Origin of the sequence: Sphingobium bisphenolivorans (assembly GCF_000412635.1) — a bacterium.
Lineage (GTDB): Bacteria > Pseudomonadota > Alphaproteobacteria > Sphingomonadales > Sphingomonadaceae > Sphingobium > Sphingobium bisphenolivorans.
Genome location: NZ_ASTG01000011.1, coordinates 97,755 through 109,773, shown reverse-complemented (window position 1 = coordinate 109,773; position 12,019 = coordinate 97,755). Strand labels below are relative to the sequence as shown.

At 66.1% G+C, this 12,019-nt stretch carries 15 protein-coding genes; 4 read left to right on the top strand and 11 right to left on the bottom strand.

All coding sequences use genetic code 11. The features are described from left to right. The first annotated feature begins 55 nt into the window (after positions 1–55). The gene (locus tag L858_RS0110310) at positions 56–184 is read left to right on the top strand and encodes an entericidin A/B family lipoprotein (protein ID WP_028056009.1); all 129 of its coding nucleotides are present in this window, start codon (positions 56–58) and stop codon (positions 182–184) included. Positions 185–229: 45 nt separating this feature from the next. On the opposite strand, the gene tatC is transcribed toward L858_RS0110310, so the two are convergent. The 9 genes from tatC to L858_RS0110265 all read right to left on the bottom strand — a co-directional run bounded on the left by tatC (position 230) and on the right by L858_RS0110265 (position 7,385). Beyond that, complete coding sequence (gene tatC, locus L858_RS0110305; RefSeq protein ID WP_022683071.1) at positions 230–1,006, bottom strand: twin-arginine translocase subunit TatC; 777 nt, start codon at positions 1,004–1,006, stop codon at positions 230–232. Then, positions 1,003–1,437 (bottom strand): Sec-independent protein translocase protein TatB, encoded by a 435-nt coding sequence (gene tatB / locus L858_RS0110300; RefSeq protein WP_022683070.1) that lies wholly within the window; start codon positions 1,435–1,437, stop codon positions 1,003–1,005. Before tatB ends, tatC begins: the two co-directional genes overlap by 4 nt. Positions 1,438–1,467: 30 nt before the next feature. Continuing rightward, positions 1,468–1,701: a twin-arginine translocase TatA/TatE family subunit gene (locus L858_RS0110295; protein ID WP_022683069.1), complete on the bottom strand. Its 234-nt coding sequence runs from the start codon at positions 1,699–1,701 to the stop codon at positions 1,468–1,470. Positions 1,702–1,729: 28 nt separating this feature from the next. After that, complete coding sequence (gene scpB / locus L858_RS0110290) at positions 1,730–2,323, bottom strand: SMC-Scp complex subunit ScpB (protein WP_022683068.1); 594 nt, start codon at positions 2,321–2,323, stop codon at positions 1,730–1,732. After that, positions 2,320–3,102 (bottom strand): segregation and condensation protein A, encoded by a 783-nt coding sequence (locus L858_RS0110285; protein WP_022683067.1) that lies wholly within the window; start codon positions 3,100–3,102, stop codon positions 2,320–2,322. The genes scpB and L858_RS0110285 overlap by 4 nt, the downstream gene beginning before the upstream one ends. Before the next feature lie 3 nt (positions 3,103–3,105). Beyond that, a complete protein-coding gene (gene nagZ, locus L858_RS0110280; RefSeq protein ID WP_022683066.1) occupies positions 3,106–4,119 on the bottom strand; it encodes a beta-N-acetylhexosaminidase in 1,014 nt (337 codons plus the stop codon). Positions 4,120–4,161: 42 nt separating this feature from the next. After that, a complete protein-coding gene (locus tag L858_RS0110275) occupies positions 4,162–4,881 on the bottom strand; it encodes an SPOR domain-containing protein (RefSeq protein WP_022683065.1) in 720 nt (239 codons plus the stop codon). 13 nt (positions 4,882–4,894) lie between these two features. Continuing rightward, a complete protein-coding gene (argS, locus tag L858_RS0110270) occupies positions 4,895–6,622 on the bottom strand; it encodes an arginine--tRNA ligase (RefSeq protein ID WP_022683064.1) in 1,728 nt (575 codons plus the stop codon). 154 nt (positions 6,623–6,776) lie between these two features. After that, complete coding sequence (locus L858_RS0110265; protein WP_022683063.1) at positions 6,777–7,385, bottom strand: hypothetical protein; 609 nt, start codon at positions 7,383–7,385, stop codon at positions 6,777–6,779. Positions 7,386–7,526: 141 nt separating this feature from the next. Here L858_RS0110265 and ispH point away from each other — a divergent pair, with 141 nt between their 5' ends. From ispH to rnhA, 3 genes are read left to right on the top strand one after another with little or no spacing between them, the layout of a single operon-like run. Beyond that, entirely contained in the window at positions 7,527–8,474 is a 948-nt protein-coding gene (ispH, locus tag L858_RS0110260; protein ID WP_028056008.1) for a 4-hydroxy-3-methylbut-2-enyl diphosphate reductase, read from the top strand. A 5-nt stretch (positions 8,475–8,479) separates the two neighbouring features. Beyond that, positions 8,480–9,457 carry a homoserine kinase gene (gene thrB, locus L858_RS0110255; RefSeq protein WP_022683061.1) on the top strand — a complete coding sequence of 326 codons (978 nt, stop codon included), beginning with the start codon at positions 8,480–8,482 and terminating at the stop codon, positions 9,455–9,457. Continuing rightward, positions 9,454–9,900 carry a ribonuclease HI gene (rnhA, locus tag L858_RS0110250; protein ID WP_022683060.1) on the top strand — a complete coding sequence of 149 codons (447 nt, stop codon included), beginning with the start codon at positions 9,454–9,456 and terminating at the stop codon, positions 9,898–9,900. Before thrB ends, rnhA begins: the two co-directional genes overlap by 4 nt. Positions 9,901–9,948: 48 nt before the next feature. Here the strand turns inward: rnhA and L858_RS0110245 are convergent, their stop codons facing one another. Further along, positions 9,949–11,055 (bottom strand): NAD(P)/FAD-dependent oxidoreductase, encoded by a 1,107-nt coding sequence (locus tag L858_RS0110245; protein ID WP_022683059.1) that lies wholly within the window; start codon positions 11,053–11,055, stop codon positions 9,949–9,951. Further along, on the bottom strand, positions 11,052–12,017 hold the full coding sequence (locus tag L858_RS0110240; RefSeq protein WP_193742861.1) for an alpha/beta fold hydrolase: 966 nt from the start codon (positions 12,015–12,017) through the stop codon (positions 11,052–11,054). The genes L858_RS0110245 and L858_RS0110240 overlap by 4 nt, the downstream gene beginning before the upstream one ends. Positions 12,018–12,019: the final 2 nt, after the last annotated feature.

Genomic DNA, 12,019 nt, shown 5'->3' with positions numbered 1-12,019 from the left:
CCGCCGTGGCTGAGCCGCCCCGGCTGAAGCGTCTTTCCCGAAGGAGATGATGATGATGACCAAGAAGATTTTTGCCGCCCTTCTGCTGACCGGTTCGCTGCTGGTCGCGGCCTGCAACACCGTCGAAGGCGCGGGCAAGGACGTGCAGAGCGCTGGCCAGGCTGTCGAAGACGCCGCTGATTGATTTGGTTCGGGAGGCCGTCCGAAAGGGCGGGCCTCCCAACTCCCATCAGGCAGACGGGTCGATCGCCTCGATTTCCTTCGCCCGCCTGCGATCGGTGAACCAGATCGCGACGATCGTGATCTCATAGAGCAGCAGCAGCGGGATCGCGAGCATCAGCTGCGAGACGACATCGGGCGGCGTCAACACGGCGGCCGCGATGAAAGCCGCGACGATCATATAACGGCGGAGCCCGATCAGCTGGGCGCGGGTGACAAAGCCTGCCCGATTGAGCAGCATCAGCAGCACCGGCATGAGGAAGCTGATGCCGAACGCCAGGATGAACTGCATCACCAGCGTCAGATAGGCGTCCGTGCTGGGCAGCGCCTCCACCGCCAGGCCGCCGCTATTCCCTTGGAACTGCAGGAAGAAGTGGAAGGCCGTCGGCATCACGACGAAATAAGCGAGGCTGGCGCCCATCAGGAACAGCACCGGCGTCATGACCAGAAACGGCAGCAGCGCCTTCTTTTCCTTGGCGTACAAGCCCGGCGCGACGAAGGCCCAGAGTTGGTTCGCGATGATCGGAAAGGACAGGCAGAAGGCGCCGAAGATCGCCACCTTCACCTGCACGAAGAAGGCTTCGTACAGCTTGGTATAGACCAGCCGCCCGCCCCCATCGCCAAAGGCCTCCTTCAGCGGATGAACGAGGAAGGCGAAGATCTTGTCGGAAAAATAGAAGCAGACCGCGCCGGTCAGAAACAGCGCCCAAACGCATTTCAACAGCCTGCCGCGCAGTTCGATAAGGTGGTCGAGCAGCGGTGCCTTGCTCTCGTCAATATCCTTCATGCCGGGCTGTCGCCCTTGCTGACGGCGGCGGGCTTTTCGGCGAGATAAGGCGGGCCGTCAGCCGCAGCGGGCGGCGGCGCGACGGTCGGCTGGAGCGTGATCGGCGCCGGTTCCGCCACGAAGGGGGCATCATGTGCCGGGGTGTTGTTCACCATCGGAGCCGCGAGGGAGTCCGCCGCAGGCTGGACCGTTTCGGGCGGATGCTCATCCATGATCCGGCGGTTCTGCTCGGCCCATTTCTTTTCCAGTTCCTCCATTTCGACCTCCCGCACCATCGCATCGATGCCGGTGCGGAAGTGACGCGCCATTCCGCGCGCCTTGCCGACGATCTGCCCCACCTTGTAAAGCGCGCGTGGCAAGTCCTTGGGCCCGATCACGACCACCGCGACGATCACGATCAGCAAAAGTTCGGACGAACCGATATCGAACATGCCAGCCTACCGCAGAAGTTGAAGAAGGCTTTAGGCCTTTGTCTTTTCGTCCGTGGCGGTCGGCGCGTCCTGCTCGGGCACGCGATGGCCCTCGATACGCGTCGCGGGCTTGGTCGGCACGTCGTCGTCCTCGGCCATGCCTTTCTTGAAGCTCTTGATGCCCTTGGCGACATCACCCATTAGTCCGGAAATCCGGCCGCCACCAAAGAGCAGCATGACCACCAGGAGCACGATGACCCAGTGCATCAGCGAAAAGGAACCCATCTCAACATTCTCCTGAAACTCAGCCTTTCTAGGCTTCTTCGTCGTCATTTTCCAGAACGGATTGCGCGCCCAGACCCTCCAGCGCGAGATCGACCGGGTCGAGCAGCCCGGCGGCGCGAAGATCCTCTATTCCCGGCAGGTCGCGGCGGCTGCTAAGGCCGAAATGTGACAGGAATTCTACGGTCGTCGCATAAATCAGCGGCCGCCCCGGCACTTCACGCCGCCCCGCCGGCCGTACCCATCCAGCCTCCATCAGCACGTCCAGCGTGCCCTTGGCGACCTGCACGCCGCGCACGGCTTCGATTTCGGCGCGGCTGACCGGCTCATGATAGGCGATGATCGCCAGCGTTTCCATGGCCGCGCGGGAAAGCTTGCGCGTCTCGTCCTTTTCCCGCCGCAATATGTGGGCGAGGTCAGGCGGGGTCTGGAAGTGCCAGCGCCCGCCGCGCTCGACCAGATTGATCCCGCGTCCCGCATAATCCTGGCTGAGCTGCGCCAACGTCGCGGGCAGGTCCCCGCCGTCGCCGACATGCAGCTTGAGTTCCGCCAGCGTCAGCGGCTGCTCGCTGACGAACAGCGCCGCTTCGACGGCGCGCGCGAAATCATCGGGTTCCTGGATCACAGCAGCCCTCCTGCGGCGGGTTGCGGAAGGGCGGCGCGCAGGAAGATCGGCTCGAAAATCCCCTCCTGCTGGATCTCGAGCCTGCCCTGCCGCGCAAGTTCCAGCGCCGCGACGAAGCTGCTGGCGAGCGCCGACTTCGTCATCGGGCCATCCTGATCGGAGGGGAGGAAGCTTTCCAGCGCGGTCCAGTCGATCGAAGTGCCCACCAGCGTGCCGACGCGCTGGATGGCTTCGTCCAGCGTCATCACCGGGCGCACCGCCACCATGTGCACGACCGGCTGGGTGCGCGCGCGGATCTGCCCATAGGCCTGGATCATATCGAACAGGCTCGCCGCCCATTTCGCCTTGCGGACGAGGCGAAGACCCTCCGGCTTGTCGCGCACGAACACGTCGCGGCCGATCCGGTCGCGCGCCATCAGCCGCGCGCTCGCCTCCCGCATCGCGTGCAGCCGCTGCAGCCGCAATTGCAGGCGCAGCGCCAATTCTTCAGGGTTAGGCTCAGGCTGCGCTTCCTTCGGCAGCAGCAGCGAGGATTTGAGATAGGCGAGCCAGGCCGCCATCACCAGGTAATCCGCCGCCAATTCCAGCTTCAGTTTCCGCGCGCCCTCGACATAGGCGAGATATTGCTCGACCAGGGCGAGGATCGAAATCTCCCGCAGGTCGACCTTCTGGGTCCGCGCCAGCGCCAGCAGCAGGTCGAGCGGCCCCTCCCAGCTTTCGAAGCTGACCGTCAGCGTCTCCGATCGCGGCGCAGGCGAAGGCGTGAAAAGATCGTCCACCCGTCAGGCCGAAACCAGTGCAAGCAACGCGTCTCGGGTGGCGAGCAACTCCTCCAGCGGCTTCGGCTCGGACGAGCGGCGAGGCGACGACATGGCGCGGTCCAGCCGCTCGCGCGCGCTCGGCTCGATCTCCGGCAGGAGGTCCGCGATACCGACCATATCATCCATCCGCCCCCAGCAGTTGAGCGCCAGATCGCACCCCGCCGCGACCGTCGCCGCCGCAAGCTCGGGGATGCTCCCTTTCAGCGCCTTCATGTCGAGGTCGTCCGACATCAGCAGCCCGTCGAAACCGATGCGCTGCCGGATGATCGTTTCGATCACCGAGGCGGACAGACTGGCGGGAAAATCGGGGTCCCAGGCGGTGTAGACGACATGCGCAGTCATGCCGATCGGCGCATCCTTGAGCGCCCGGAACGGCGCGAGGTCGACCGCCAGCGCATCCTCATCGGCGGTGACGATGGGCAGCTCGTGATGGCTGTCCACCAGCGCGCGGCCGTGCCCCGGCATATGCTTGACGATGCCGACCACCCCGCCGTCGCTCAGCCCTTCGATGACGGCGCGACCGAGCGCAGCGACGCGCATCGGCTCGGCCCCCAGCGTGCGGTCGCCCATGATGTCGCTTGCGCCCTCCTGCCGCACGTCCAGCAACGGCAGCGCATCGACGGTTATGCCGACTTCCGCCAGCGTGGCAGCGAGGGCGCGCGCATTGGCGCGGGCAGCGGCGATGGCACTGGATGGCGCGATCTCATAAAGCCGGTCGAACACTGCTCCCGGAGGAAAACTGGGCCATTCCGGCGCCTGCATCCGCGCTACGCGCCCGCCCTCCTGATCGATCATGATGAGCAGGTCGTCACGGCCATGCAGCGAGCGCAGCTCGTCCGTCAGGGCGCGCAGCTGCCGCCGATCAACGATATTGCGGCGGAACAGGATATAGCCCGCCGGCTGCGCCTCCGCGAAGAAGGCGCGCTCATCGGGGGTCAGCGTCTCACCGAAAAGGCCAAAGATAACGGGTTTCATAAAGCGGATGGTAGCGGCAGAGACGCGCCCTGTCGAAGGGGTTTAGCTCACCACCAGACAGCTTTCCCCTGCCACCTTCAGCTTGCCGCACAGGGTGCTCGCCTGCTTGCCCGCGACGGCGCGCAGGCGATAGACGGTACTGCCGCCCACCTCCGCGGCCTCGATCGACATGGTGAGCGGCGCCAGATAGGTGAAGCGCTGCGACAGGCGCTTCCATGCGTCCCTCGCGCCCGACTGGCTGCCATAGGCGCCCAGCTGGATCGTGCCGCCCGCGGCCGGGCGGGCCGCTGCGCCTCGGGGCTTGGCGGCGGTGGCGTCGGCCACGCGGGTCGTGACCTGTTGCGCCGGCTTTTCGGGCGTCACCGGCTTAACATTCTTGGCAACGCCCGTCGGCGTGATCGGCGCCTCGGGCACGCGGCTGGGATCGATCCGGCCGTCGCGCGCCACGCCTTCGCTCGCCGCGTAGCTCGCGTCGCCCTCTCCCTCGAACTTCTTGGCGTCCGCTTCCTTGGCCGGCAGCTTATAGTCGCCCTGCGGCGCAGGGATCAGCTTGCCCTCGCCCGCGGCCCCGCCGCCGACGCGGTTCTGGACGAACCAGAGGCCCGCCACGACAGCGCCGATCAGGATCAGGCCGAACAGAATGAACCCCAGCAGCTTCAGCGGAGAGAGGCCGCGATCCTCATCATCCTCGATGCCAGGTTCGAGCCAGGGCAGGCGATCCTCATCATCCAGATCGAGCCGCCCCCGCACATAGTCACCCATTCACCGAACTCCGCTATTGCATCTCCGTGAGCGCGGCGACGCCCATGAGTGCCAGACCATTGCGGATGATTTGCCCGATTCCCCGGCTCAAGAAAAGCCGTGCAGAAGTGGTGGCAGGATCGTCGGCCAGGATGACCCGCGCCTGCGGATTGTCGTTGCCCATGTTCCACCAGCTGTGGAACGCTGACGCCAAATCATTGAGATAAAACGCGATCCTGTGCGGTTCACGGGCCGACGCAGCGCCATCCACCACGCGCGGGAACTGTGCGGCGAGCTTCACGAGGCCCAGTTCCTCCGTCCCAAGCCGGGACAGGTCGGGCGCGGGCAGGTCCATCTCCGCTTCCTCCGCCCGGCGACCGAGCGAGGAAATGCGCGCATGGGCATATTGCACGTAGAAGACCGGATTGTCCTTCGACGCTTCCACCACCTTGGCGAAGTCGAAGTCCATCTGCGCGTCGGCCTTGCGCGTCAGCATGGTGAAGCGGACCACATCCTTGCCCACTTCGCGCACCACGTCGGCCAGCGTCACGAAATTGCCGGCGCGCTTGGACATCTTCACCGGTTCGCCGTCGCGCAGCAGGCGCACCATCTGAATCAGTTTCACGTCGAACCGCGCCTTGCCCTCGGTCAGCGCGGCGACGGCGGCCTGGATGCGCTTGACCGTGCCGGCATGGTCCGCACCCCAGATGTCGATCAGCTGATCGGCGTTCTGCGCCTTCTGGAAATGATAGGCCATGTCGGCGCCGAAATAGGTCCAGGCGCCGTTCGACTTCTTGATCGGCCGGTCCTGATCGTCGCCGAACCTGGTCGATCGGAACAGCGGCAGTTCGACCGGCTCCCAATCGTCGGGCAGCTCACCCTTGGGCGCCTCGAGCACTCCATCATAGACCAGATCATGCGCGCGCAGCCAGGCCTCCGCCGCTTCCGGCTTGCCGGCGGCCTGCAACTCGGCTTCGGAAGAGAAGATGTCGTGATGGATGCCAAGCAGCGCCAGGTCGGCGCGAATCATCTCCATCATCGCGGCGACCGCCTTGGTGCGGAACGGGACGAGCCACTCATGCTCCGGCGCGCCGACATATTTGTCGCCATATTCAGCCGCCAGGGCTTGTCCCACCGGCACCAGATAGTCGCCGGGGTAGAGCCCCTCCGGAATATCGCCGACCGCCTCGCCCAACGCTTCGCGGTAGCGGACGTGCGCCGAGCGGGCGAGCACATCCACCTGCCCGCCAGCATCGTTGATATAATATTCGCGGATCACCTTGTGCCCGACATATTCCAGTAGGGTCGCGAGCGCGTCACCCACCACGGCGCCACGACAATGGCCCATATGCATCGGGCCGGTCGGGTTGGCGGACACATATTCGACGTTGACGGTGACGCCCTGCCCTGCGTCGGACCTGCCATAATCGCCGGCCTCTGCATGGATGGCGGCAAGTTCCGCGCGCCACGTCGCGTCGGTGAGCTTGAGGTTGATGAAGCCCGGCCCCGCTACCGATGCGCCCTCCACCTCGTCCAGCTTCTCAAGACCCGCAACGATTTTCTCAGCCAACGCCCGCGGATTGGTGCCGGCGGGCTTCGCCAGCACCATGGCGGCGTTGGTCGCAAGATCGCCATGCGTCACGTCGCGCGGCGGCTCGACCGTTACCGGCTTGCGGTTGAGCCCAGCGGGCAGCGTGCCGTCCGTCTCCAATGCGTCGAGCACGGCGTCGAGATGAGCGATGAAGCGGATATAGAGAGACAAGGTCGGTTTCCTTCAACTCCGTTCGCCCTGAGCGAAGTCGACCCGCCAGAGGACCGTAGGTCAACGGCCCTGCTGAGCATAGCGAAGCACCTCGCTTCGCTCAGTGGCAGGCTTCGACTTCGCGCAGCCCGAACGGAAAACAAATCAAACGGGCTTAGCGCGTCGCGTTATACCGGAGCTGATCCTGGGTCAGGTTGAAGCCCACGAGCAGCTCGAAGCTGGTTCGCTGCAGCGCCGCCTTGACGTCCGGCTGCGCGAACGGATCGATCGCCGCATCGGCGTCACCCGCCTTGCGCTTGCTGTTGATCTTCGCCTGGATGTCGGCGGGCAAGGTGGCTGCCGTGCGGTTCACATAGGAACCGGCCTTGGCCGTCGCGCTGGCGCGGTATTGGCCGGCCGGGAAGTCGAGCATGACCTGCCCCACCCGCTTGGCGACGACGGCGTTGCCGCCACGCACCACGGCCGAGAAATAGGGCAACACCACCTGACGCGCGGCGGTCGCATCCGTGCGGCGCGCATTCACGGTGAAGCTCGCCTCGGTGTAGAATTGGTCGCCTTCCGAGCAGGTCGAGCGCAGATTGGTGATGTCCGCCACCACGTCGATCGCGCGCGCATCGGTGCTGCCGGCCGGATTGAAGAGGGTGATATCGCCGGTCTGCGCAGGGATCGCCGCCACCGGGCAGGGCGAACGGACCGCGACGATACCGCCGGTCGGGTCGATCTCACCCCGCCGCGAACAGCCCGCAAGGGCAAGGGCCAGCATTCCGGTCAGCGCAATTCGAGAAAAGGTCACGAGATAATCCCTTGGGAGCAGGCGTGGGGCTTCTTATCCATAGCCCGCGCCGCACGCAACCGAAAGGAAGCGGCTTTCATCAGTGGCCACATTCGCCTAAGCGCGGTTGCCATGACCTCTCGCCCGCCCATGAAGCTGCTCATCGCCGCCCCGCGCGGCTTTTGCGCCGGTGTCGATCGCGCCATCATCATCGTCGAACGGGCTATCGAGAAATATGGCCCACCGGTCTATGTCCGGCATGAGATCGTCCATAACAAATATGTTGTCGACACGCTGAAGGCCAAGGGCGCGATCTTCGTGGAGGAACTGGACCAGGTGCCCGACGGCGTACCTGTGGTCTTTTCCGCGCATGGCGTGCCCAAGGCGGTGCCCGCCAAGGCGGAGGAGCGCGGCCTCGACTATCTCGACGCCACCTGCCCGCTGGTAAGCAAGGTTCACCGCCAGGCAGAGCGGCAGGTGCAGGCCGGCCGCCACATCCTCTTCATCGGCCACAAGGGGCATCCAGAAGTCGTCGGCACCTTCGGCCAGGTGCCTGAAGGCACGATGACGCTGATCGAAACGGTCGAGGATGCAGAAAGCTTCGCGCCCGCCGACCCGGACAACCTCTCCTTTCTGACGCAGACGACGCTGTCGGTGGACGACACCGCCGCCATCGTGGCCGCGCTGCACCGGCGCTTCCCGACCATCCATGCGCCCAAGGGCGAGGATATCTGCTATGCGACTTCCAATCGGCAGGCGGCAGTCAAGGCGATCGCCTCCCGCTGTGACGCTCTCTATGTGATCGGCGCGCCCAACAGTTCCAACTCGCTGCGGCTGGTCGAAGTGGCCGAGCGGGAGGGCACGCCCGCCCGCCTGATCCAGCGCGCAGATGAGCTCGATTTCGACTGGCTCGCCAACGTCCGCACCCTTGGGCTGACCGCGGGCGCGTCGGCTCCCGAGATTCTGGTCCGCGAAGTTGTAGATCGGATCGGCTCGCGGTACGAGCTGATCGAGGAGCAGGTCGAAACGGCGCAGGAAAGCATGTCCTTCAAGCTCCCCCGCGGTCTGGAGGCCGCTTAAATCCGATGGCCGTCTATACCCATGTTCCCGCCGAAGAGATTGACGCCTTCCTCACCCGCTACGACGCAGGCCGCCTCGTCTCCGCCAAGGGTATCGCCGAGGGGGTCGAGAACAGCAATTATCTGCTCGAAACCACCGGCGCAGATGGCAATGGCCATCGTTATATCCTGACGCTCTACGAGAAGCGCGTGGACGAGGCGGACCTGCCCTTCTTCATGAACCTGCTCGATCATCTGGGCGCGCGCGGCTGCCTCGTCCCGCGTTTCATCCCCGATCGGGAGGGCACGCGCCTTCAGCAGCTGAGCGGCCGTCCCGCCTGCCTGATCGAATTTCTGACGGGCATTTCGGTGACGGAGCCGACCATTGGGCAGGCCCATGCGGCCGGCGCGGCGCTGGGCGAGATGCACCGCGCGGCGGAAGGCTTTGCGGGCGAGCGGCGCAATGCGCTGGACTTGCCGGGCTGGCATGATCTGGCGGCGAAATGCGGCGATGATTTCGACCAGATCGCGCCGGGCCTCAAGGATCGGGTGGCGCAGGAACTCGCTTTCCTTGACGCGCACTGGCCCGCCGACCTGCCACGCGCGGTCATCCACGCCGACCTTTTTCCCGACAATGTGCTGATGCTGGGGGATGAAGTCACGGGTCTCATCGACTTCTATTTCAGCTGCACCGACATACGTGCCTATGACCTGGCGGTGACGCACAGTGCCTGGGTGTTCAGCAATGATGGCGCGACCTGGTTCGGCGACCGCGCCAGCGCCTTGTGTGCCGGATATGAAGCTGCGCATGGCCTCTCGGATGCCGAGCGCGCTGCCTTCCCGATCCTCTGCCGGGGCGCGGCGCTGCGTTTCATGCTGACCCGCGCCTATGACTGGATCAACACGCCGGCCGACGCGCTGGTGACGCGCAAGGACCCGCTCGCCTTCCTGCGCCGGCTGGACTTCTACGCGGCCGCGACGCCCGCCCAGCTGCTTGGCACATGAACGACCTGCCGCAAGTCGAGATCTTCACCGACGGCGCATGCAAGGGCAATCCGGGGCCCGGCGGCTGGGGCGCGGTGCTGCGCTTCGGGACCACGGAAAAGGAAATCTCCGGCGGGGAGGCGCAGACGACCAACAACCGCATGGAGATGATGGCGGCGGTCGAGGCGCTCAACACGCTCAAGCGCCCCTGCCGCGTGACCCTTTATACCGACAGCAAATATGTCATGGACGGCATCACCAAATGGGTGTTCGGCTGGCAGAAAAATGGCTGGAAGACGGCGGATCGCAAGCCAGTGAAAAATGCGGAAATCTGGCAGTTGCTCGTCGCCGCCGCCGCCCGCCACAAGGTCACGTGGCAATGGGTTAAGGGCCATGCCGGCCATCCGGAGAATGAACGCGCCGACCAGCTCGCCTGCGCGGCAGCGGAGAGTTTTCGGGGGTAAGCGCATGGGGTCCCAAGTGCCCGGGTCACGAACAGCCGATATCAGCCTTCACACGCGAAACCGCTCCGGCGCATAGGTGGCCGGATCGATGGCAGCCACCGCCCTCGGCCGCCCCTCCCCGGTGAGCAGACTCGCCGCCAGCAGGGCCGCCGCCGGCGCCGTCTGGATGCCAAAGCCCCCCTGCCCCACAAACCAGAAAAAACCCGGCGCCTGCGGGTCGAAGCCATAGACCGGCGCCCGGTCGCGGGAGAAGCTGCGCAGCCCCGCCCATTTGCGCTCCACCGCAGCCACCGGCCAGTCCACCACCTGCTCGAACCGCGCGATCGCCTCTGCGACCGCCATTTCCTCCGGCGCGGCATCGCAGGGGAGTGAAGGCTCCTCGTCATGCGGGGTCAGCCAGACGCGCCCCTCCCCCTCGGGCTTGAAATAGAATTGCGAGGCCAGATCCATGACCAGCGGCAGCGATGCCGACGGCATGGCCGGCACCCGCAATTGCACGACGGTGCGGCGCAGCGGCGTGATGCCGATCGGCGCGACGCCGCATGCGCGCCCGACATCGTCCGCCCATGCGCCGGCCGCGTTCACGACTATTCCGCAATCGATCGAACCCGCGCCTGTCTGGAGCGTCCAGCACCCGCTGCCCGCCTGCGCAGCCCTGAGCGGCGACGCCAGCCGAACTTCGCCGCCCAACGTCCGGAAGCGCCGCAGATAGGCCTGATGCAGCGCAGCGACATCGATGTCGCACACCCCTGGCTCCAGCAGTCCCAACGTCCAATCCGCCCTGATCCCCGGCACCAGAGCGGCGGGATCGACTGCCCGCAATGCCACCCGATCCCCGAAATCCGCCAGCAGCTTGTCCTGCGCCGACTCATCGCCGGGACGCCCGACATGCAGCGTTTGCCGGGGCGAGAGGAAGGAGACGAGAGAAAAGTCCGGATCGGGCGAGGCCAGCATCGGCCCCGACGCGGTCGTCAACGGCTGCACCGCCAGCCCGCCATAGGTTTCCTCCCAGAAGGCGACCGACCGGCCCGTCGCATGATAGCCCGGCTGCGGCTCCATCTCCAGCAGGAGGACGCGCGCCTGCTCCGCCAGAACCGCGCCCAGGCTGGCCCCGGCGATGCCGCCGCCAACGATGACGATATCCGGCCGCGTCATCGCGGCGCGACCTCATCGAGGAAGCCATCGATCCGCCGCAGTGCATCCAGCCGCACCGGGTCCAGCTCGCGCAAAATCTCGTGCGCCGCCTCCTTGCCATAGACGTGCAGACGCGCGCCCGGAATGCGCCGGGCAATGCGGCGAATGGCAGGCGTGGACACCAGCCGATCGGCCTGCGCCGCCAGGATCAGCAGCGGCACGTCGATCCCCGCCAGCCCCTCGCCCTGCGCCAGCGCCCGTGTCGACTGAAGCGCTTGGCTCACCCAGTTCCAGCTCGGCGGACCCAGCGCGATGTCCCGGCCATGGTCCCGCCACCAGAGCTCGTCGGCATAGCGATCCGGATCGTGCGTCAGCCGCTTCTGCCGCATCCTCCTCTGCCGCTCCGACTCCTCCTGCTGCGTCCACGCCTGCCGCTCGGCAAAGCCAACGGCGCACATCGCCCGCGCGATGCCGCCCGCCAGCCATAGCGGCAGCGGCGCGGTATGCAGCCCCATCATCGGCGCCACCGTCACGGCGGCATCCGGCCGCGCCATGCCCTCCGCCAGCGCGCGCAGCAGCAGATGCCCGCCCATGCTGTGCCCGACGATCGCCGCCGGGCCATCGCCCTCGGCCCGCCAATCCGTCGCAAAAGCGTTGAGATCATCGATCCACTGCGCGAAATCGTCGATGTGGCCGCAGAGCGGGTCGCCCGTCGTGCGCCCCGATCCGCCCTGCCCGCGCCAGTCGAAGCTGGTGACGGCCCAGCCGCGCTCGGCCCAATGATGCACGACCTCGAGATATTTCTCGATCATGTCGCCGCGCCCGCCGAGCAGGAGCAACCGCCCGCGCCGCCCGCTCCCCAGCCGGTAGCGCCGCAAGCGCCAGCCGTCCGCCGCCGTCCAATAGTCCAACCGCCCGTCCATCGGCCAGGCGCGGCGATCGAAAACAGCGGGGACGGGATAGGGCGAATCCATGCGGCGCATGG